This is a genomic window from Cupriavidus sp. GW823-FHT07A04 (assembly GCF_058794615.1).
Genome location: NZ_JBXAHA010000010.1, coordinates 166,277 through 185,726 on the forward strand (window position 1 = coordinate 166,277; position 19,450 = coordinate 185,726).

A 19,450-nucleotide genomic window follows, 5' to 3' on the forward strand; every position below is an offset into this window, starting at 1 on the left:
CGAGAGGCGCCATTCAGGGCCGCGGGCAGCGGTTTCGACGGCGCACGATGAACAGTTCGCTTCTCTTAAGAGGCGGCGGCAGGGCAGCATACAGCCATGCCCACTTTGGCGGCCTCATCACGACGAAACTCTCGTCCTGGCTTGTAGCCCACCTGTCTGGTTCAATGTGGCCCTGTAAAGCTGGGCTATCCACGGTTTCCTGCCACGGTTTGCGCTCAACCCTGTCAGATCGGAAGAGCACAGTTCTGTCGTCCAGTGGTGCAGGTCAATCCGCTCAATTGCGGACCAGCACAGCACGCCTGCAATTCGGCGGAGTTAAGCCAAAAGCAGGCGTGCATCCGAATCAGATATCGCGCATTTGACCCGGCGCCACTCAGGGCGGTAACAGCGCGGCGCGAGCGGCGGCGAGAACCTCGCGATTCAAACCTTCGAGCAACCCTGACGCCGCGCGTGCGTGTTGCCAGTGAAGCGGTACATCAAGCTGGGTGTTCGGCACCAACTCGACGAGTGAACCGTCCTCAAGATGAGGGGCGATCAGTGCCTCAGGATGCAAGCCCCAGCCCATGCCAGCCAACGCCGCTGTCACAAAGGCGTGGGACGAAGGCAACGTGTGCCGGGGAAGCTCCACGTGCCGATGGCACAAACGCCGCACCCACCGCGCCTGCAACTCATCTTTGGTGTTGAACATTAGGCTGGGCGCCTGCGCCAGGCTGCCGGCGCCCACGCCATCGCCGAAATGGCGCTGGATGAAAGCCGGGCTGGCGGCCGCCAGGTAGCGCATGGAGCCCAGCGGACGACTGTTGCAGCCAGCGGCAGGACGGGCTGTGGCTGTTACGGCGGCCAGCACTGCGCCGCTACGCAACCACTCCGTGGTGTGGTCCTGGTCGTCCACCGCCAACTCCATCAACACGGGACTTTCTGCCGCGAAGGTGGCGATGGCCGGCGCGACCCAGGTGGCCAGGCTGTCGGCATTCACCGCAATGGGCAGCGCTACCCGTGCCATGCCCTCCGGGGCAAGCGCCGGTAGCGCCCCTTGCAACTCCTGCTCGAGCAGCCGCACACGGTCAATGTGCTGGCAAAGCCGGCGGCCCGTCTCCGTGGCCCGGCAGGGCTGATCGCGCACCACCAGCGCGCAGCCTACGCGCTCTTCCAGCAGCCGAACGCGCTGCGAAATTGCCGATGGCGTTACATGGAGAGCGCGGGCTGCACGCTCGAAGCTACCCTCCCGAACCACGGCAGCCAGCGCGGATAGAGCGGAGTAATCCAGCATAAGTTAAGTTCGGCTAAATAGAATGAAGAAAAGGTAGTTTGTCTTCATTCGCTAGTGCAGGCAAGCTAGATGTATGAATACTTCTCTTGCCTTATCCGTTTCCCTCCAAGGCCTGGCCCTGAGCCTGGGGCTCATCGTTGCCATCGGCGCACAGAATGCATTCGTACTGCGCCAGGGGCTGCGTCGTGAGCATGTGGGCAGCGTGGTGCTGTTGTGCGCCATGGCGGACGCATTGCTGATTGCAGCGGGTGTCATGGGCATGGCCCAGGCATTGGGGGAGCGCCCCGGCCTCGCGCGTGTCCTAGCACTGGCCGGTGCCGTCTTCCTGGCGGTATATGGATGGCAGGCGCTGCGCCGCGCGCGGCATGCTCATCCATTGAAAGCATCCGACGGTGGGAAGGGGCTTAGCAGGGGTGCCGCGTTGGCTCAGGCGGCAGCGTTCACGCTGCTCAATCCTCATGTTTATCTGGATACGGTGCTGCTGGTGGGCAGCATCGGTGCCCAGCAACCGGCAGCGCTGCGAGGCTGGTTCGTGGCGGGCGCCAGTTTTGCCAGCCTATTCTGGTTCGGGCTTCTGGGCTTTGGCGCGCGCTGGCTGGCGCCGTGGTTCGCCCGGCCGAGGGCCTGGCAGGTGCTGGATGGTCTCATCGGTACGACCATGTTCGTCCTGTCCGCTCTGCTGGTGCAGCACGTACTCCACGGATTGTGAGGTGCTTTCAGGTGCGTCGAATAGGTAACGGCCCTGGCTGCAGCGGTTGAGAGGGGCTTGGCCGCCGTTGGCGGGGCGTCACAGAGCGCAATATCAGGCAGGCTATGGGGCACGTAGCAAGTTGTGTCGGAGAGAGCTAAATCGCAATAGCGATCAAAAAAGGCATACAAAAGCGCATATAAGTTCATTGTTGAGCATAGTACGTCGCTTTTTCTGCTAGCCAAGAGTGGCTTGAGCAACATCTCATGGTTGCGTTTTTCAGCATTCGCTGCGGTGCGCGGTACGTACTATCACCTAATGCTGCTGTGCGTCATTTCTTTTGCTACAATTAGGGAAAACCCGATGAGGGTTATCCCTGAAAGGAAGAAAGCCATGAACACCCAATCCGACATCAAGATGACCGACCAACTCGAGCGTGAACTGATCGAACGCGAACTTGGTCCCCGCAGCCCGGCCTTCGTCGACGACGTGAAGAGCGCCATCGCCGCTGTGCAATCCGTGCTGGGCCGCCTTCAGAACCAGGCTCGCAAGGCAAAGATCGTTTTCGCGAACGGCTGATCGCCCGAGCACCGACATCAAGAATCAAGAGTGAATGCTGCCGTAGTGCGTCGTAGTTAACTGTTGTTGTTTGTTGTTGATGTATGTAGTCTTGGTTTGACGGCTTTCATGCTGCCCGTCGCGGCGATGCGCTAACGCATCTGTCCTGGCGAAGGATGGCAGATGCCATGTCAAACCGGCGCGGATCTGTTTCGCGCGGCAAAACCGGCCAACGCGTCGCTCCGAGGAGCGCAGCGCCTTTTGGCCGGTTTTTTTATTGGCGCTAGCTCCGTTGCTCACTTTTGTGAGATCGCCTCACAAGCCTTGCGAGTCATTTTCCTTTTGCGGGCGCACCGGATCGCGCTATCTTGAAGGCCCCCTGTGCTTTCTCCCGGTCTTCCCGTGCCCACCATCTCCCCCCGCTTGCTGCTCTGCCTGATGATTACCTACTTGGTATGGGGCACGACCTATCTCGCCATCCGTTTCACCTTGGAGAGCTTTCCGCCGTTCCTGATGATGGGTTCGCGTTTTCTCTGCGCCGGCGTGTTGCTGGCGCTGTGGTTGCGCTATCGCGGCGCCGCCATGCCGACCTTGCGCCAGTTGCGCAATTGCGGTGTGCTGGCCGGTTTCCTGCTGGTCGGCGGAATGGGGCTGACGGCGGTGGCGGAGCAGACCATCTCGTCCGGGGCGACTACTGTGATGATTGGTGCGATGCCGATCTTTGGCTTGTTCTGGGGAATTTGCTTTGGCGCGCGGCCGCGCTGGTACGAAGTGCTGGCCATTGCGCTGGGCAGCGCGGGCATCCTGGTGCTGACCGGCGGCGCGGAGTTTCGCGCGAGTGCCACGGGCGTCATGGCTTTGCTGGTGGCTATCGGCAGTTGGTCGTTTGGTTCGCAGATCGCCAGGCGCCTGGATTTGCCGCAAGGTGCGGTGGCGTTTGCCGCCGAGATGCTGCTGGGCGGGGCGATCTTGCTGGTCCTGTCCGTTGCGTTCGGCGAGCCCTGGCCGCGGACGGTCAGCAGCCAGGCGTGGTGGGCGTGGGTCTACCTGGTGGTGGCTGGGTCGCTGGTGGCGTTTTCTGCCTATATGTACCTGGTGGCAAACGTATCGCCGACGGTTTCCTCAAGCTATGTCTACGTGAACCCGCCGGTGGCGCTGGCGGTGGGCGCGTGGCTGGGCAGCGAGCAGATCGCGCCGCAGACGTTCGGTGCGGTGGCGTTGATCCTGGGGGCGCTGGCGGTGCTTAGCCTGGGGACGTGGCGCGGGGCGCGGGCGATTGCGGCCACCTGAGTGAAGATTGCTGCCCGCATGCCAGGACTCAGGCCTCAGGCCTCGGATTGTTCCTCGATCCACATCGATAGCCGCGCCTTGTACGCCTGCTGGATGTGCCGGCGCGTGATTTGCTCGGCTAGCGCGGGATCGCGTTGCTCCAGGGCTTCCACAAGTGCAATGTGCTCTTCGTAGGAGACCCGGGCGCGTCCCGGTAGCGCCAGCGTGGTGCGCCCCAGCAGTGCCATCGACTCGTGCAGCGAGCGCAAGGTCTTGAGCAGGTAGCGGTTGTGCGCGCAGCGGTGCAGCGTTTCGTGGAAGAGCCGGTTGTTGGCGGCGAGCTTGTCGGGCTGGTCGGTTATAGCCAGGTCGCGCTGGACGATGTCGCGCAGCAGCGAGATTTCCACATCGGTAGCGTGGCGCGCGGCCAGCGCGGCGGCGGTGCCTTCCAGCACCTCGCGCATGACATAGAGCTCGCTCACCATGCTGGCGTCGAGCTGGGTCACCATCATGCCCCGGTTAGGCTCGTTGACGACCAGGCCTTCGGATTCCAGCCGCGACAGCGCTTCGCGCACCGGCGTGCGCGACAGCCCCAGCGAGGCGGCTAGCTCCACTTCGCGCAGGCGGGTACCGGAGGGCAGCTGCCCGGCCTGGATCGCATTGCGCAGGTGCTGGTAGGCCCGCTCGGCACGGGGCAGCGAGGCGTCGGGGCCGGTGCCGGCCGCGCCGGCTGGATCTGCGGAAATCATTAGGCGGGTGGGATCCCGTGGTGATTGTTCGTTGTTGTGCATTGTTGTGCGTTGATCTGCGTCGCACATGATACCCGCTCCAGGCTTGGCAACATCACGCCTGCGCTATGTCGGTTACCGGCCGCGTGGGCGGCAATCGAGGTGGCGTCCGCTGCCTGCCGGGCATCCAGTTCCACGCGGTACAGGCGCTCAGTGGGCAGATCTTGACAGCGCGCGGCATGGCGCGGGAAGTTCGTAAAGCGGTTGATGGAAGTGTCTGATGTGCCATTTTGTGATCGGCGTGTGCTGACTTGGGCATGCGGCAGGTCCAGGGCGGCGGTAGATTGAGGTTGTGTTCGGTCTTTGTGGAATATAGTATGTGATATATCAAAACATACGCCCATAAAACCACCGGGAGACGACATCATGAAAGTGTGTATCTATGGCGCCGGCGCAATCGGCGGCTATCTCGGCGTCCAGCTGGCATTGGCGGGCGCCGAGGTCAGCCTGGTCGCACGTGGCCCCCATCTGGCCGCCATGCGCGCCAACGGCCTGCGGCTGCTGAGCGAGGGCGAGGAGAGGGTGGCCAAGGTCAATTGCACTGATGACCCGGCCACGCTGGGGCCGCAGGACTATGTCTTCATCACCCTGAAAGCGCATTCCGTGCCGGGCGTGGTGGACCTGATGCAGCCGTTGCTTGGTCCCAGGACAGCGGTGGTGACGGGTGTCAACGGCATCCCTTACTGGTATTTCCATCAGCACGGCGGTCCGCTCGCGGGCACCAGGCTGGAAAGCGTCGACCCGGGCGGGCGCCAGTGGCGTGGCCTGGGGCCGGAGCGGGCGATCGGCTGTGTGCTCTATCCCGCCGCCGAGATCGCGGCGCCCGGCGTGATCCGCCATGTCTACGGCAAGAAATTCCCGCTGGGCGAGCCCGACGGCAGCAACTCGGCGCGCGTGAGCCACCTGAGCGAAATGATGGTGGCCGGCGGACTGGAAGCGCCCATCCGCGACAATATCCGCGACGAGATCTGGCTCAAGCTGTGGGGCAACCTGTGCTTCAACCCGATCAGCGCGCTCACGCATGCCACGCTGGATATCATCACAGCCGATCCGGCCACCCGTGGACTATCGCGCGCAATGATGCTGGAAGCGCAAGCGATTGCGGAACGGTTTGGCGTGCGGTTCCGGGTAGATGTGGAGCGCCGCATCGACGGCGCCGGCGCGGTTGGGGCACACAAGACTTCCATGCTGCAGGACCTGGAGGCAGGGCGGGCCATGGAGATCGACCCCTTGCTGACGGTGGTGCAGGAAATGGGCCGGTTGGTGGGGCAGCCCACACCGATGGTGGACGCGGTGCTGGGCCTGATCAAGCAGCGTGAACGGATGGCGCAGGTGGCTTGAGCGCGGGTGCCGGGCCGGCCGGGACGAAATGGTGGCGCCGGCCGGTTTCGGCGGCGCACCATGTGATATACCATATACGCAAAACCGCCACCCTGGCAGCCGATTTATATCAATTGTGCATTTTCCTATGCATTCAGCTCATGCAATGGCTGCTTTTGGTAAGCTAAGCGGGAAGCCGCAGGCGACTGTCCCGTTCGCCGCGGCGCTGGTTTCAACAAGAGCCCATTCATGTCTGCGCAAACTCAATCCGCGGTCCAGCCTGCTGCACTGACCCTGTCCCTCCAACCCATCAACGCCGGTGCCAGCCTGCGCGACCAGGCGTACGCCATGCTGCGCCAGGCCATTGCCGACGCCGACATCTATCAGTCGACCGAGGAAATCCGGCTGGACGAGCGAGTCCTGAGCGAGGCGCTGGGCGTGAGCCGCACCCCGATCCGCGAGGCCATGACGCTGCTGGAGCAGGAAGGGTTCCTGCGCACGGTGCCGCGCCGCGGCATCTACATCATGCGCAAGACCAAGCGCGAAATCGTCGAGATGATCCAGGTGTGGGCCGCGCTCGAGAGCATGGCCGCGCGCCTGGCCACGCTGAACGCCAGCGACCAGGAGATCGCGCAACTGCGCCATATGTTCGATAGCTTCCGCGATGCCACGCCGGCTGAGCATATCGAGGAATACTCCGACGCGAACATCGCCTTCCACCAGGCGATCGTGCAGTTGTCGAAGTCGCAGATCATCATGGATTCGATCAAGAACATCTTTATCCATGTGCGCGCCATCCGGAAGATGACGATCTCGCAAAGCGATCGCGCTTCGCGCTCCATCGTCGATCACCTGCGCATCATCGAGGCGCTGGAAAAACGCGACACCGAACTGGCCGAGAAGCTGGTGCGCCAGCATTCGCTGGATCTGGCGGATTATGTCGAGAAGAACTGCGACTTCCTGGATTGAAGGCTGAAATCAGAGGCGCCCGCCTCTGGCACTCTGGCAATCAAGAACGGCGGACATTGTCCGCCGTTCTCGTTCTATATCCGGCAGCCACCCGCTACACGTCCATCGCCTCCACCATCGCCTCCACCATCGTCTTGCCCAGCTCGGCCGGCGAGCGCGCGATGCGGATCCCGGCAGCGCGCATGGCGTCGATCTTGGCCTCGGCCGTACCCATGCCGCCCGAGATGATCGCGCCAGCATGTCCCATGCGCCGTCCCGGCGGGGCAGTCGTGCCGGCAATAAAGCCCACCACGGGTTTGACGCGCCCGCCGCTGCGCGCGTCCTGCAGGAACTGTGCCGCTTCTTCTTCCGCCGAGCCGCCGATCTCGCCGATCATGATGATGCCTTCGGTATCGTCGTCGGCCAGGAACATCTCCAGGCAATCGATGAAGCTGGTGCCATTGACCGGATCGCCGCCAATGCCGATGCAGGTGCTTTGCCCGAGCCCCGCGGCGGTGGTTTGCGCCACGGCCTCATAGGTGAGGGTGCCGGAGCGGGACACCACGCCGATCTTGCCGGGACGGTGGATATGGCCTGGCATGATGCCGATCTTGCACTGGCCCGGCGTGATCACGCCCGGGCAGTTGGGTCCGACCAGGCGGCTGCCCGAGGCGCAGAGCGCGCGCTTGACCCGCACCATGTCGATCACCGGGATACCTTCGGTAATGCACACGATCAGGCCGATACCGGCATCCACGGCTTCCAGGATGGCATCGGCGGCGAAGGGTGGTGGCACGTAGATGACCGAGGCGTCGGCGCCGGTGCGCGCTACCGCCGCGGCCACGGTGTCGAACACCGGCAGCCCCAGATGCGTATCGCCCCCCTTGCCGGGCGTCACCCCGCCGACCATGCACGTGCCATAGGCCACCGCTTGCTCGGAGTGAAAGGTGCCTTGCGCGCCGGTAAAGCCCTGGCAGATCACCTTGGTGTCTTGATGGATCAGTACGGCCATGTCAATGCCCTCCCAGTATCTGGACGTGACCTTGCGCGGCCTTCACCGCCTTGACCACTTTTTCGGCGGCGTCGGCAAGATGATCGGCCGACAGGATCGGCAGGCCCGAGTCGCGCAGGATGGCCTTGCCGAGTTCCACGTTGGTGCCTTCGAGCCGGACCACCAGCGGCACCGTGAGGTCGATCTCGCGCGCGGCGGCCACCACCCCTTCGGCGATCACGTCGCAGCGCATGATGCCGCCGAAGATGTTCACCAGGATGCCTTTGACCTTGGGGTCGTCCAGGATCAGGCGGAAGGCCGCCGTCACGCGCTCCTTGGTGGCGCCGCCACCCACGTCGAGGAAGTTGGCCGGCTCGCCGCCGTAGAGCTGGATGATGTCCATGGTGGCCATCGCCAGCCCGGCACCGTTGACCATGCAGCCGATGCTGCCATCGAGCTTGACGTAATTCAGCCCGTGGCGGGCGGCTGCCGCCTCGGCGGGATCTTCCTCGGTCTCGTCGCGCAGGGATTCGATATCCGGATGGCGGTACAGCGCGTTATCGTCAAAATTGAACTTGGCGTCGAGCGCGATCACGCCGCCCGCGCGCGTGACGACCAGCGGGTTGATTTCCACGACCGACGCGTCCAGTTCGGTAAAGGCGCGATAGGCGGACAAGATGAAGCGCGAGGCCGCGCTCACCTGCTTGCCGACGAGCCCCAGCCCAAAGGCCAGGCGGCGCGCATGGAAGGGCTGGATGCCGCTGGCCGGGTCGATCGCAACCTTCAGGATCTTCTCCGGCGTGCGGGCCGCCACTTCCTCGATCTCCATGCCGCCTTCGGTCGAGGCCATCAGCGTGATGCGGGAGGTGGCGCGGTCGATCAGCATGCCCAGGTAAAGCTCGCGGGCAATCTCGCAGCCTTCCTCCACATATAGGCGCTTTACCTCGCGTCCGGCCTCTCCGGTCTGCTTGGTGACGAGCACTTTGCCGAGCATCTGCTCGGCCTGCGCACGCACCGCGTCGACGGACTTCACCACGCGTACGCCGCCCTTGCCGTCGGGGTCGCCGGCAAAGCGGCCGGCGCCGCGGCCGCCGGCATGGATCTGGGACTTCACCACCCATGTGGATCCGCCGATCTTGCGTGCCGCGCTAGCGGCTTCCTCGGGGGTAAAGGCGACCGCGCCGCGTGGCACGGCCACGTCGAAGCGCCTGAGCAATTCCTTGGCCTGATATTCGTGAATGTTCACAGTCTCCTCGCTCTTGGTAATGCGCGTGCCGGCGAGCCGCAGAACCGGGTGGTCCGGCAGGATGCGCTGTAATATATGGTATGTAATATATCAAAGATAAGCAAGGCCGTTTTCCCTGAAGAGGCCGTATGAAGCCGTGAGCAGATCCAACCCGTGAGGAATCGGAATGAATGTGCTCGGACTCAGCAATTTCGCTTATCCATGGTCATTTTTGGGCTGAATTGCTGCATCGCGTCGTTGAAACACTTCTCCCGATACCGAAATTTTCCTTGAGCTTCGTTGATATATCACATACCGTATGTCATCAAGATCCGGCGAAAAGGATCGATAGCGTCGCAGGGCCAGGTGACATGCAGGGCAGGCATCGGCCAGGCAGCCAAGCAGCAAAGGGCGAAAGGATGTCGTGACAACGGGCCAGGTCCGCGTCACAGCCTGTCGCAACCCAGTCAACGAGGAGACCAAGACATGTCTGCAGTCGCACCCACGCGGCCTGAATCCACCACGGCCGAAGACACCCTGAAGCAGAAAACCCGCGATGCCGGCGTGATTTCCGGCGGCCACCTGGTAGCGCGGGCCCTGAAGAACGAAGGCGTCGACACCATCTTCACGCTGTGTGGCGGCCACATCATCGACATTTACGACGGCTGCGTGGACGAGGGCATCCGCATCATCGACGTGCGCCATGAGCAGGTTGCCGCGCACGCGGCGGACGGCTACGCCCGCCAGACCGGCAAGCTGGGCTGTGTGGTGACCACAGCCGGCCCTGGCTGCACCAATGCCGTGACCGGCGTGGCGACGGCTTTCCGCTCGGAAAGCCCGATCATCCATATCGGCGGACAGGGCGCGCTGTCCCAGCACAAGATGGGCTCGCTGCAAGACCTGCCGCACGTGGACATGATGTCGGCCATCACCAAGTTTGCTGCCACCATCCCCAGCACCGAGCGGGTGGCGGACATGATCTCGATGGCGGCGCGCGAATGCTTCAACGGCGCACCCGGCCCGGCCTACCTGGAAATCCCGCGTGACGTGCTCGACCGCGAAGTCGATGTATCGCGAGCGGTGATTCCGCGCCCCGGCCACTATCGCGCCTCCACCCGATCCATCGGCGACCCGAGGGATATCGAGCGCCTGGCCGACATCCTGGTCAATGCCGAGCGTCCGGCCATCCTCTACGGCCAGCAGGTCTGGACCGCGCGCGGTCATGAAGAGGCCATCGCGCTGCTCAAGGGCCTGGATATTCCCGGCTATTTCAACGGCGCCAGCCGCGGCCTGCTGCCGCCGGGCGATCCGCATCACTTCGACCGCACCCGTACGCAAGCTTTCGCCAACGCCGACGTGCTGATCATCGTGGGCACGCCGTTCGACTTCCGCATGGGCTACGGCAAGCGCATCAGCAAGGAGCTGACGCTGGTGCAGATCGATATGGACTACCGCACGGTCGGCAAGAACCGTGAGATCGATCTTGGCCTGGTGGGCGACCCCGGTGCCATCCTCGGCGCGGTGCTGCAGGCTGCCAGCGGGCGCATCAAGCACGACAAGCGCCAGGCGCGCCAGAAATGGATGGGCCAGCTGACCGAAGCCGAGGCCGTGGCGGCCGAGAAGCTGATGCCGCTGTTCCGCTCGGAAAACACGCCGATCCATCCGTACCGCGTGGCCTATGAACTGAATGAGTTCCTGTCGGACGACACGGTCTACATCGGCGACGGCGGCGACGTGGTGACCATCTCCGCGCAAGCGGTGCGCCCGCGCCGTCCCGGGCAGTGGATGGACCCGGGTGCGCTGGGCTCGCTGGGCGTCGGCACCGGTTTTGCCATCGCCGCTGGCCTGGCCAACCCCAACAAGGAAATCCTCTGCTACTACGGCGACGGCTCCTTCGGCATGACGGCGTTCGACATGGAAACCGCCAACCGTTTCGGCGTGCCCTATCTGGCGGTGATCGGCAACAACTCCGCCATGAACCAGATCCGCTACGGCCAGCTCGCCAAGTACGGCGAGGCGCGCGGCAACGTGGGCAACCTGCTGTCGGACGTGCCGTTCTCCAAGTTCGCCGAAATGCTCGGCGGCTATGGCGAGGAAGTGCGCGACCCGGGCAAGATCGCCGGCGCGCTGCAGCGCGGGCGCGAGGCGGTGCAGCGCACCGGAAAGTCGGCCGTGATCAATATCTGGGTGGATCCGCGCGAGTACGCGCCGGGCACCAAGAACCAGACCATGTACAAGTAACCCCGGTGCGAGGAGACAAGACCATGAACAAGGCACTCGAAGGTGTGCGGATCCTGGACATGACCCATGTGCAGGCCGGCCCTTCGGCCACCCAGCTGATGGCATGGCTGGGGGCCGATGTGATCAAGGTGGAGTTGCCGGGGCGCGGCGACATCACGCGCAGCCAGCTGCGCGACGTGCCCAACGCCGACAGCCTCTACTTCACGATGCTCAACTCCAACAAGCGCAGCCTGACGCTCAATATGAAGACGCCGGAAGGCAAGGCGCTGCTGGAGGACCTGGTGCAGCGCTGCGACGTGCTGGTGGAGAACTTCGGCCCCGGCGTGCTGGACCGCGCGGGCTTCGACTGGGACCGCCTGCGCACGCTCAACCCGCGGCTGATCTACGCGTCGATCAAGGGCTTCGGCCCGGGGCCGTATGCGGATTGCAAGGCGTATGAGAACGTGGCCCAGTGCATGGGCGGCTCGGCCAGCACCACGGGTTCCAGCGACGGCCCTCCCACTGTCACCGGCGCGCAGATCGGCGATTCCGGCACGGGCATCCACTGCGTGGTGGGCATCCTTGCCGCGCTGCTGCATCGCGAGCATTCCGGGCGCGGGCAGCGGGTGGAAGTGGCGATGCAGGATTCCGTGCTCAACCTGTGCCGGGTCAAGCTGCGCGACCAGCAGCGCCTGGCCGCCGGCCCGATGCGCGAATATCCCAGCCAGGCGTTCGACGACTTCGTGCCGCGCGCCGGCAATGCCTCGGGCGGTGGCCAGCCCGGCGCTGCGCTGCGCTGTGCCCCGGGCGGGGCCAACGACTACGTCTACGTGATCGTCCAGCCGCAAGGCTGGGAGCCGCTGATGCGCCTGTGCGGCAGGGAAGACCTGATCACGCATGCGCAGTTCGCGACGCCGGAAGCCCGCCTCAAATGCCTGGAAGAGTGCTTCTCCATCATCGAGAAATGGACGCGCACGCGCACCAAGTTCGAGGTGATGGAGGCGCTCAACGAGGTCGACGTGCCATGCGGCCCGATCCTGTCGATGAAAGACCTGATCGAGGACAAGTCGATGTACGAGCGCGGCTACCTGGTGGAGCTGGATCATCCGGAGCGCGGCCAGTACGTGCAGCTGGGATGCCCGATTACCCTGTCGGCGTCGCCGGTGGAGGTGGAGCGTTCGCCGCTGCTGGGCGAGCATACCGAGGAAATCCTCGACTGGCTGGGGCGCACGCCTTCGCAGATCGCCGCCTTGCGCGCCGCCGGGGCGGTCTGACGCCCCGGGCGTCTCTGCATTAATTCAAGCACCTCCCGAACTGAGTTCACAAGCCGCCCGCCCTCGCGTTTCACGCGAGGGCGAGGGCCGGTTCATCCCTACGCAATCCATGAACAGATGGAGACCTGACATGGCACACAATAAGGACGCGGTGCGGAAGATCCTCGCCGCCGTGAAGGAAGAAGGCCGCAACGCACTGACGGCGCCCGAGGGCAAGCTGGTGTGCGACGCCTATGGCATCCCGGTGCCGGGCGAGGGCGTGGCGAAGTCACCCACCGGTGCGGTCGAGCTGGCGGACAAGATGGGCTACCCGGTGGTGCTCAAGATCGTGTCGCCCGACATCCTGCACAAGACCGAGGCGGGTGGGGTACTGGTGGGCCTGAAGAACGCGGCGGATGTGGAGAGCGGTTACCTGAGCATCATCGAGAACGCGAAGAAGTACGACGCCAAGGCCAACATCGTCGGCGTGCAGGTGCAGCAGATGATCGCCGGCGGGCAGGAGGTGATCATCGGCGCGGTCACCGATCCGTCGTTCGGCAAGCTGGTGGCATTCGGCCTCGGCGGCGTGCTGGTGGAAGTGCTCAAGGACATCACCTTCCGCATGGCGCCGGCCAGCCAGGAGGATGCGCTGTCGATGCTCGATGGCATCGCCGCCGCCGATGTGCTCAAGGGCGTGCGCGGCGCCGATCCGGCCGATCGCGAGGCGCTGGCCGGCATGATCCAGCGGGTCTCCGAACTGGTGAGCGATTTCCCGGAAATCTCGGAGCTTGACCTCAACCCGGTGTTTGCCAGCAAGGACGGCGCCATCGCCGCGGACGTGCGCATCGTGGTGGATTTCGCGCCGCAGCCGGCGCGCTATCGCCCCAGCCAGGAGGCTATCGTCAGACAGATGAACCGCATCATGCGTCCCGATTCGGTAGCCGTGATCGGCGCCTCGAACGAGGACGGCAAGATCGGCAACTCGGTGATGAAGAACCTGATCAACGGCGGCTACCAGGGCAAGATCTACCCGATCCATCCCAAGGGCGGCGAGATCATGGGCATGACCGCCTACAAGAGCGTGCTCGATGTGCCGGGCGAGGTGGATGTGGCGGTCTTCGCCATTCCCGCCAAGCTGGTGGCCGGGGCGCTGGAAGAGGTGGGAAAGAAGCACATTCCGGGTGCGGTGCTGATTCCCTCCGGGTTTGCCGAGACCGGCAACGTGCAAGGGCAGGAGGAGATCGTCGCCATCGCGCGCAAGCACGATATCCGCTTGATGGGGCCGAATATCTACGGCTTCTACTACACGCCCAAGAACCTGTGCGCGACCTTCTGCACGCCGTATGACGTCAAGGGCAAGGCCGCGCTGTCGTCGCAGTCCGGTGGCATCGGCATGGCCATCATCGGCTTCTCGCGCTCGGCCAAGATGGGCGTGTCGGCCATCGTCGGGCTGGGCAACAAGTCGGATATCGATGAAGACGATCTGCTGACGTTCTTCGAGCAGGACGACAACACCGAGATCATCGCCCAGCACTGCGAGGATCTGAAGGACGGCCGCGCCTTCGCCGAAGCGGCGAAACGGGTCTCGAAGAAAAAGCCGGTGGTCGTGCTCAAGGCCGGGCGCACCAGCATGGGCGCACGCGCCGCCAGTTCGCACACGGGCGCGCTGGCGGGCAACGACAAGATCTACGAGGACGTGTTCAGGCAGTGCGGCGTGATCCGCGCGCGCTCGCTGCGCGATCTGCTGGAGTTCGCGCGCGGCATTCCCAAGCTGCCCACGCCCAAGGGTGAGAACGTGGTGATCATCACCGGCGCCGGCGGCTCGGGCGTGTTGCTGTCGGACGCTTGCGTGGACAACAACCTGTCGCTGATGACCATGCCGGACGATCTCGACGCGGCATTCCGCAAGTTCATCCCGCCCTTTGGCGCGGCGGGCAATCCGGTGGATATCACCGGCGGCGAGCCGCCCACCACATACAAGAACACCTTGCGCCTGGGCATGGAGGACCCGCGTATCCACGCCATCATCCTGGGCTACTGGCACACCATCATCACGCCGCCGATGGTGTTTGCCAAGCTGGTGGTGGAGGTGAAGGAGGAGATGGCGGCGCGCGGCATCGACAAGCCGATCGTGGCTTCGCTGGCGGGCGACGTGCAGGTGGAGGAGGCTGCCGAATACCTGTACGAGCACGGCGTGCCGTCTTACGCGTACTCGACCGAGATCCCGGTCGCGGTGCTGGGGGCCAAGTACAAGTGGGCCCGCGGCGCCGGCAAGATCTGATCGGTGCGCCATGCGGTAAAACCGGCCCGCCATGCACGCATGCGCGGGCCAGTTTCTTGACAATGCGGCACAGGCGCGGACACGGGCGTGTGCCGTTCTCGCCTAAGGAGCTTGCGATGCAAACGTGGATTCGCTTCCAGACCGGTGACGGCGAGGTCGGCTTTGGCCGGATCGAGGGCGATCATGTCATCGAGTACGATGGCCCGGGCCACGCGCGGCCGGAGCCCACCGGCGCGACCTTGCCGCACGAGGGACTGCGGTTGCTGAGCCCGTGCGAGCCGGGCAAGATCGTGGCGCTGTGGAACAACTTCCATGCGCTGGCGCGCAAGCTGGAAAAGCCGGTGCCGGCGCATCCGCTATTCCTGATCAAGCCGGCGAGTTCGCTGGCGGGGCCAGGGGATGCCATCCTGCGGCCCCGCAGCTACAGCGGCAAGGTCGTCTACGAGGGCGAGCTTGGCATCGTGATCGGCCGCCGATGCCGCAACGTGGCGCCGGACGATGCCGCGGCGCATATCTTCGGCTACACCGTGGTCAACGACGTCACCGCAGCCGAGCTGATCGCGGAGGACCCGAATTTCCCGCAGTGGTGCCGTGCCAAGGGCTTCGACACCTTCGGCTGCCTGGGCCCCGTGATCGTCACGGAATTCGACTGGCGCGCCGCCAGCGTGGTGACGCGGCTCGACGGCGCGCAGCGGCAGAACTATCCGCTGTCTGACCTGATCTTCTCGCCCGAGCAGCAGGTCAGCCTGATCTCGCAGGATCTCACGCTTCTGCCTGGCGATGTGATCGCCTGCGGCACGTCGGTCGGCGTCGGCTCGATGAAGGATGGCGCCGTGGTGGAGGTCACGATCGAGGGCATTGGATCGCTGGTCAACCACATGCGCGGATAGTCGATAGTCCGGGCGCTGGCATCCAGCAAGGAACAAGGCAAGCGCCGGTTCTCGCCGGTTCTCGCCGGTGCTCGCCCTGTTGTTCCGTGTCAGAGCGGCAGCGTCATCAGCAGGGTGAGGGCGGACGTATCGCGCAGGCCAATCCGCGCCATCGCGCGGCGCAGGGCAGCCGTGGCGGCACCGCAGGCCTCGCCAGCGCGATTGGTGAAGTTCAGCCGTGCCAGCACGCGGGTGGCAAAGCGCAGCGTGACCGGGACCTGCTTGCGGCAGAACGCCACCTTGCGCACATAGCCATCGACCTCCCAGAACCAGGTCGTGTTGGCAGGGAAATAGCCGATGTCGCCGGCCCGCAGCACATGCATGCGCCCGGTGGCGCTGGTGACCCTGACCTGGCCCTCCAGAATCAGCACGGTCTCCTCCCAGCCGTAGTACCACTCGAACGTGCCACCCGTGCATTCCCACACATTGGTGGATGCCAGGCCGTCGATCGCGCGGGAATGCTGCGCGGCGCGCGATTGCGGGGCCCCGGTACGGATCCAGGTGGGTTCGATCGGGCAATGCTGCATCGGCAAGTCGCCGGTGCTGGCGAAAGCCCCTTCGCGCTGCTGCGCGAGCGTGCCGGCTGGCGCGTCGGCGCCGAACATCGTCTGTGACCCCATGGCTGCCTCCTTGTTTTTGATTGGTAGGCAGACATTAGCGAGCCTGGCATCCCTGAAATGTGCGGTGACGCACTTTCGGCGCAATTTTGGTGCATGGCGCAGGCCCGCCGGGGGAAAAGACGTCGTTGCTCAGTTGGCCTTAAGCGCCTTCGCACGCAGGTAGTCGGCCTTCTTGTCGAGGATCAGCCGGCTGAGGAAGCCGGCATCGTAGGCCTTGAGCAGGTGCGCGTGATACTGCTCGATATAGCGCGCGATGCGGCTGTGCTCGCATTCGATGCCACATAGCCAGGCGTACATCTCGCTGTCCCAGCGAAAGCGCAGGCCAAGCTCGGTGAACGCGGCGTTGTAGGCGGCGAGTTGCGATTCGTCGACCCCGCGCGGTGCGCTGGCAGCGGTGTCGGCATGGGAACTGGTGCGGGTTTCGAACTGGACCTGGTTCATGATCGGACTCCTCGGGCTCTCAGTGAAAGGTTGGGCCTGAAAAGATTGGGCCTGAGACGAGGATAGGTTTGCCGATTAATTAACGATAATTAAAGTTTGACTGAATAACCATAACTTATCGTTTATGTTTTATCAGGTTGTCCACGCCGGTGATGCGCTGGATCAGGGTGGCGCCTTCTTCCATCAGGAAATGCTTGAAGGCCAGCGCCACCGGTGGGAGGCGCTTGTTCTTGCGATGCACCACGTACCAGTTGAGCATGACCGGGAAGCCCTCGATATCGAGCACGGCGAGATTGCCCGTCTGCAGTTCCAGCCCGACGGTGTGTGCCGACAGGAACGCGATGCCCATGTTGGCGATGACGGCCTGCTTGATGGTCTCGGTGCTCTTGATCTCCATGGCAATGCGCAGGTTGGACAAGCGCCCGGCAAAGCCTTCCTGCATGGAGTTCCAGGTGTCGGAGCCTTTCTCGCGCGCGACGAAGGCTTCGTCGGCCAGCGCCGCCAGCGGGATGTTGCGCTCGCCCACCAGCCGGTGGTTGGGCGCGGCAACAATGACGTAAGGGTGGGGCGCGAAGGATTCGCTGACGGTGTCCATGCCTTCGGGGGGGCGCACCATCACCGCCAGGTCGGTCAGGTTGCCCGCAAGCTGGTGCAGCAATTCCTCGCGATTGTGCACTGCGAGGTTGAGCGTCACGCCGTCATGGCGCTGCATGAATTCCGCGAGCAGACGCGGGAAGAAGTAATCGCCGGCACTGATCACGGCCACATTGAGCCGTCCGCCGGAGATGCCCTTGAGCTGCGACATCGCGTCTTCCGCTTCGCGGAATTGCTGCATGATGCTGCGGCTGTAGTGCAGCATCTCGATGCCGGCCGGGGTCAGGTAGATCTTCTTGCCAAGTTGCTCGAACAGCGGCAGGCCGACATGGCCCTCGAGCTGGCGCACCTGTGTCGAGACGGCGGGCTGCGTCAGGTGTAGCTCCTCCGCCGCGCGGGAGAAGCTCAGGTGCCGGGCGACCGTCTCGAAAACCTTCAGCTGGCGCAGCGTGGCGTTCTTCATGCACTCGTCCGTCCCATGTATAGAGGATCGTGAATGATCATAATAAAAAACTTTATGCCGTGCCGAACTTAGTTTGAACTAGCATCAGTCCACGGATGCACGTGCCGCAATGTCAGGCGCGCTCAATCAAGTAGTGACCAAGGGCTCCCCTTCCAGAGAAGCCTACCCGTCGGGCCACAGAGCGCGACACGCACTATGCAGGAGACACGACATGGCGCACGACAATTCGGCGGCATTGGCCGCAAGCCGTCTGGGCTGGCTTCACAACCGCTGGTTCCAGCTGGCGATCGGTGTGGTTTGCATGGGGCTGGTAGCCAATCTGCAATACGGCTGGACATTATTCGTGACCCCGATGAATGCCAAGCACCACTGGGGCGAGTCCGCCATCCAGGTCGCTTTTTCCATTTTCATCGTGACCGAGACCTGGCTGGTTCCGCTTGAAGGCTGGTTGGTCGACAAGATCGGTCCGCGCCCGGTAGTGGCATGCGGCGCGGTGTGCGCGGGGCTGGCCTGGGTCATCAATGCGTACGCGACCAGCCTGCCGCAGCTCTACCTGGCGGCGGTGATCGCCGGCATCGGCGCCGGCGGCGTGTATGGCACCTGCGTTGGCAATGCGCTCAAGTGGTTTCCGGACAAGCGCGGCCTGGCGGCCGGGCTGACCGCCGCCGGTTTCGGCGCGGGCTCGGCGCTGACCGTGATCCCTATCGCCAACATGATCCAGCGCTCGGGCTACGAGCAAGCCTTTATCACCTTCGGCATCCTGCAAGGCGCTTGCATCCTGCTGATGGCCTTGCTGCTGGTCAAGCCGCGTCCGCCTGTGGGCGCCGTGGCGGCCAAGGCGGTGCTGACCAATCCCATCGAGTTCACGCCGGGCCGGATGGTGAAGACGCCAGTCTTCTGGGTTATCTACGCCTCGTTCGTGGCGGTCGCGGCGGGCGGCATCATGGCCACTGCGCAACTCGGTCCGATTGCGCGGGACTTCGGCTTCGCGTCGATGCCGGTGACGATGCTGGGGTTCACGCTGCCGCTGCTCACCATGACGCTGTCGATCGACAACTTGTGCAATGGTTTCACGCGACCGCTGTGCGGCTTTATCTCGGACCGCATCGGTCGGGAAAACACCATGTTCTTTATCTTCATTGGCGAGGGACTGTCGCTGCTCGGGCTGATGGAGTTCGGGCATAACCCTTATCTGTTCATGACGTTCGCGGCGCTGACGTTTCTGTTCTGGGGCGAGATTTTCTCGATCTTTCCCGCGCTGTGCGCCGATACCTTCGGCAGCAAGTTCGCCGCGGCCAATGCCGGCACGCTGTACACGGCCAAGGGCACGGCGGCGATGCTGGTGCCACTGGCCTCGATCCTGTCGGCGCGTGGCGGGTGGGATGCCGTCTTTACGGTGGCGGCGATCGTGACCATCGCGGCTGGTTTGTCCGCCAAGTTCGTGCTGGCCCCGATGCGACGACGGTTTATCACCGGGCATGCCGAGCCCCTGGTGCCGGCGACCGATCCCGCGGCGTACCTGGCGGGACTCTCTGCCCGCGAGAGCGACTGAATCACCAGCCGGGCCCGGGGGGGGGGGGAGGGGGGGGGGG

18 protein-coding genes are annotated in these 19,450 nt (G+C 64.1%); 10 read left to right on the forward strand and 8 right to left on the reverse strand.

Annotated features, from left to right (window positions below):
- Nucleotides 1-373: 373 nt before the first annotated feature.
- Nucleotides 374-1,270, reverse strand: coding sequence for a LysR family transcriptional regulator ArgP (locus tag AC1Q7Q_RS18930; protein WP_492373122.1), 897 nt, complete (start codon nt 1,268-1,270; stop codon nt 374-376).
- Between the two features lie 73 nt (nt 1,271-1,343).
- Between AC1Q7Q_RS18930 and AC1Q7Q_RS18935 the strand changes: the two genes are divergently transcribed.
- Nucleotides 1,344-1,979 (forward strand): LysE/ArgO family amino acid transporter, encoded by a 636-nt coding sequence (locus AC1Q7Q_RS18935; RefSeq protein ID WP_492373121.1) that lies wholly within the window; start codon nt 1,344-1,346, stop codon nt 1,977-1,979.
- Nucleotides 1,980-2,351: 372 nt separating this feature from the next.
- Entirely contained in the window at nt 2,352-2,537 is a 186-nt protein-coding gene (locus AC1Q7Q_RS18940) for a hypothetical protein (protein ID WP_150986638.1), read from the forward strand.
- Between the two features lie 24 nt (nt 2,538-2,561).
- Here the strand turns inward: AC1Q7Q_RS18940 and AC1Q7Q_RS18945 are convergent, their stop codons facing one another.
- Nucleotides 2,562-2,816: a hypothetical protein gene (locus AC1Q7Q_RS18945; RefSeq protein ID WP_492373120.1), complete on the reverse strand. Its 255-nt coding sequence runs from the start codon at nt 2,814-2,816 to the stop codon at nt 2,562-2,564.
- 111 nt (nt 2,817-2,927) lie between these two features.
- Between AC1Q7Q_RS18945 and yedA the strand changes: the two genes are divergently transcribed.
- The gene (gene yedA / locus AC1Q7Q_RS18950; protein ID WP_492373178.1) at nt 2,928-3,806 is read left to right on the forward strand and encodes a drug/metabolite exporter YedA; all 879 of its coding nucleotides are present in this window, start codon (nt 2,928-2,930) and stop codon (nt 3,804-3,806) included.
- Nucleotides 3,807-3,841: 35 nt separating this feature from the next.
- On the opposite strand, the gene AC1Q7Q_RS18955 is transcribed toward yedA, so the two are convergent.
- Entirely contained in the window at nt 3,842-4,534 is a 693-nt protein-coding gene (locus AC1Q7Q_RS18955; RefSeq protein WP_492373119.1) for a GntR family transcriptional regulator, read from the reverse strand.
- Between the two features lie 405 nt (nt 4,535-4,939).
- Between AC1Q7Q_RS18955 and AC1Q7Q_RS18960 the strand changes: the two genes are divergently transcribed.
- Together AC1Q7Q_RS18960 and AC1Q7Q_RS18965 are read left to right on the forward strand one after the other, a co-directional pair.
- Nucleotides 4,940-5,914: a 2-dehydropantoate 2-reductase gene (locus AC1Q7Q_RS18960; RefSeq protein WP_492373118.1), complete on the forward strand. Its 975-nt coding sequence runs from the start codon at nt 4,940-4,942 to the stop codon at nt 5,912-5,914.
- Between the two features lie 228 nt (nt 5,915-6,142).
- The gene (locus AC1Q7Q_RS18965) at nt 6,143-6,862 is read left to right on the forward strand and encodes a GntR family transcriptional regulator (protein ID WP_183034614.1); all 720 of its coding nucleotides are present in this window, start codon (nt 6,143-6,145) and stop codon (nt 6,860-6,862) included.
- 94 nt (nt 6,863-6,956) lie between these two features.
- Here AC1Q7Q_RS18965 and sucD read toward each other — a convergent pair whose 3' ends face one another.
- Nucleotides 6,957-7,853 (reverse strand): succinate--CoA ligase subunit alpha, encoded by an 897-nt coding sequence (sucD, locus tag AC1Q7Q_RS18970; protein ID WP_492373117.1) that lies wholly within the window; start codon nt 7,851-7,853, stop codon nt 6,957-6,959.
- Between the two features lies 1 nt (nt 7,854).
- Complete coding sequence (gene sucC / locus AC1Q7Q_RS18975) at nt 7,855-9,078, reverse strand: ADP-forming succinate--CoA ligase subunit beta (RefSeq protein WP_492373116.1); 1,224 nt, start codon at nt 9,076-9,078, stop codon at nt 7,855-7,857.
- A 465-nt stretch (nt 9,079-9,543) separates the two neighbouring features.
- On the opposite strand from sucC, the gene AC1Q7Q_RS18980 reads away from it, so the two are divergent.
- The 4 genes from AC1Q7Q_RS18980 (at nt 9,544) to AC1Q7Q_RS18995 (ending at nt 15,701) form a co-directional block, all read left to right on the forward strand.
- Complete coding sequence (locus AC1Q7Q_RS18980) at nt 9,544-11,298, forward strand: thiamine pyrophosphate-binding protein (protein WP_492373115.1); 1,755 nt, start codon at nt 9,544-9,546, stop codon at nt 11,296-11,298.
- Nucleotides 11,299-11,321: 23 nt separating this feature from the next.
- Nucleotides 11,322-12,551, forward strand: coding sequence for a formyl-CoA transferase (gene frc / locus AC1Q7Q_RS18985; protein WP_492373114.1), 1,230 nt, complete (start codon nt 11,322-11,324; stop codon nt 12,549-12,551).
- A 130-nt stretch (nt 12,552-12,681) separates the two neighbouring features.
- A complete protein-coding gene (locus tag AC1Q7Q_RS18990; RefSeq protein WP_492373113.1) occupies nt 12,682-14,811 on the forward strand; it encodes an acetate--CoA ligase family protein in 2,130 nt (709 codons plus the stop codon).
- Nucleotides 14,812-14,927: 116 nt separating this feature from the next.
- Nucleotides 14,928-15,701 carry a fumarylacetoacetate hydrolase family protein gene (locus tag AC1Q7Q_RS18995; RefSeq protein ID WP_492373112.1) on the forward strand — a complete coding sequence of 258 codons (774 nt, stop codon included), beginning with the start codon at nt 14,928-14,930 and terminating at the stop codon, nt 15,699-15,701.
- Nucleotides 15,702-15,790: 89 nt separating this feature from the next.
- Here AC1Q7Q_RS18995 and AC1Q7Q_RS19000 read toward each other — a convergent pair whose 3' ends face one another.
- The 3 genes from AC1Q7Q_RS19000 to AC1Q7Q_RS19010 form a co-directional block, all read right to left on the reverse strand.
- Entirely contained in the window at nt 15,791-16,360 is a 570-nt protein-coding gene (locus AC1Q7Q_RS19000) for a cupin domain-containing protein (protein WP_492373111.1), read from the reverse strand.
- A gap of 129 nt (nt 16,361-16,489) precedes the next feature.
- Nucleotides 16,490-16,801 (reverse strand): hypothetical protein, encoded by a 312-nt coding sequence (locus tag AC1Q7Q_RS19005; protein WP_043355743.1) that lies wholly within the window; start codon nt 16,799-16,801, stop codon nt 16,490-16,492.
- 115 nt (nt 16,802-16,916) lie between these two features.
- On the reverse strand, nt 16,917-17,858 hold the full coding sequence (locus tag AC1Q7Q_RS19010) for a LysR family transcriptional regulator (protein WP_441637573.1): 942 nt from the start codon (nt 17,856-17,858) through the stop codon (nt 16,917-16,919).
- A gap of 211 nt (nt 17,859-18,069) precedes the next feature.
- Between AC1Q7Q_RS19010 and oxlT the strand changes: the two genes are divergently transcribed.
- A complete protein-coding gene (gene oxlT, locus AC1Q7Q_RS19015; RefSeq protein WP_492373110.1) occupies nt 18,070-19,410 on the forward strand; it encodes an oxalate/formate MFS antiporter in 1,341 nt (446 codons plus the stop codon).
- Nucleotides 19,411-19,450 lie beyond the last annotated feature (40 nt).

What these genes read in the sequence shown, in the direction of transcription:
- AC1Q7Q_RS18980 (WP_492373115.1), top strand. Translation starts at nt 9,544, where the DNA reads ATGTCTGCAGTCGCACCCACGCGGCCTGAATCCACCACGGCCGAAGAC.
- frc (WP_492373114.1), top strand. Translation starts at nt 11,322, where the DNA reads ATGAACAAGGCACTCGAAGGTGTGCGGATCCTGGACATGACCCATGTG.
- sucD (WP_492373117.1), bottom strand. Translation starts at nt 7,853, where the DNA reads ATGGCCGTACTGATCCATCAAGACACCAAGGTGATCTGCCAGGGCTTT.
- AC1Q7Q_RS18940 (WP_150986638.1), top strand. Translation starts at nt 2,352, where the DNA reads ATGAACACCCAATCCGACATCAAGATGACCGACCAACTCGAGCGTGAA.
- AC1Q7Q_RS19010 (WP_441637573.1), bottom strand. Translation starts at nt 17,858, where the DNA reads ATGAAGAACGCCACGCTGCGCCAGCTGAAGGTTTTCGAGACGGTCGCC.
- AC1Q7Q_RS18930 (WP_492373122.1), bottom strand. Translation starts at nt 1,270, where the DNA reads ATGCTGGATTACTCCGCTCTATCCGCGCTGGCTGCCGTGGTTCGGGAG.
- AC1Q7Q_RS18935 (WP_492373121.1), top strand. Translation starts at nt 1,344, where the DNA reads ATGAATACTTCTCTTGCCTTATCCGTTTCCCTCCAAGGCCTGGCCCTG.
- AC1Q7Q_RS19000 (WP_492373111.1), bottom strand. Translation starts at nt 16,360, where the DNA reads ATGGGGTCACAGACGATGTTCGGCGCCGACGCGCCAGCCGGCACGCTC.
- AC1Q7Q_RS18955 (WP_492373119.1), bottom strand. Translation starts at nt 4,534, where the DNA reads ATGATTTCCGCAGATCCAGCCGGCGCGGCCGGCACCGGCCCCGACGCC.
- AC1Q7Q_RS18965 (WP_183034614.1), top strand. Translation starts at nt 6,143, where the DNA reads ATGTCTGCGCAAACTCAATCCGCGGTCCAGCCTGCTGCACTGACCCTG.
- oxlT (WP_492373110.1), top strand. Translation starts at nt 18,070, where the DNA reads ATGGCGCACGACAATTCGGCGGCATTGGCCGCAAGCCGTCTGGGCTGG.
- AC1Q7Q_RS18990 (WP_492373113.1), top strand. Translation starts at nt 12,682, where the DNA reads ATGGCACACAATAAGGACGCGGTGCGGAAGATCCTCGCCGCCGTGAAG.
- AC1Q7Q_RS18995 (WP_492373112.1), top strand. Translation starts at nt 14,928, where the DNA reads ATGCAAACGTGGATTCGCTTCCAGACCGGTGACGGCGAGGTCGGCTTT.
- AC1Q7Q_RS18960 (WP_492373118.1), top strand. Translation starts at nt 4,940, where the DNA reads ATGAAAGTGTGTATCTATGGCGCCGGCGCAATCGGCGGCTATCTCGGC.
- AC1Q7Q_RS19005 (WP_043355743.1), bottom strand. Translation starts at nt 16,801, where the DNA reads ATGAACCAGGTCCAGTTCGAAACCCGCACCAGTTCCCATGCCGACACC.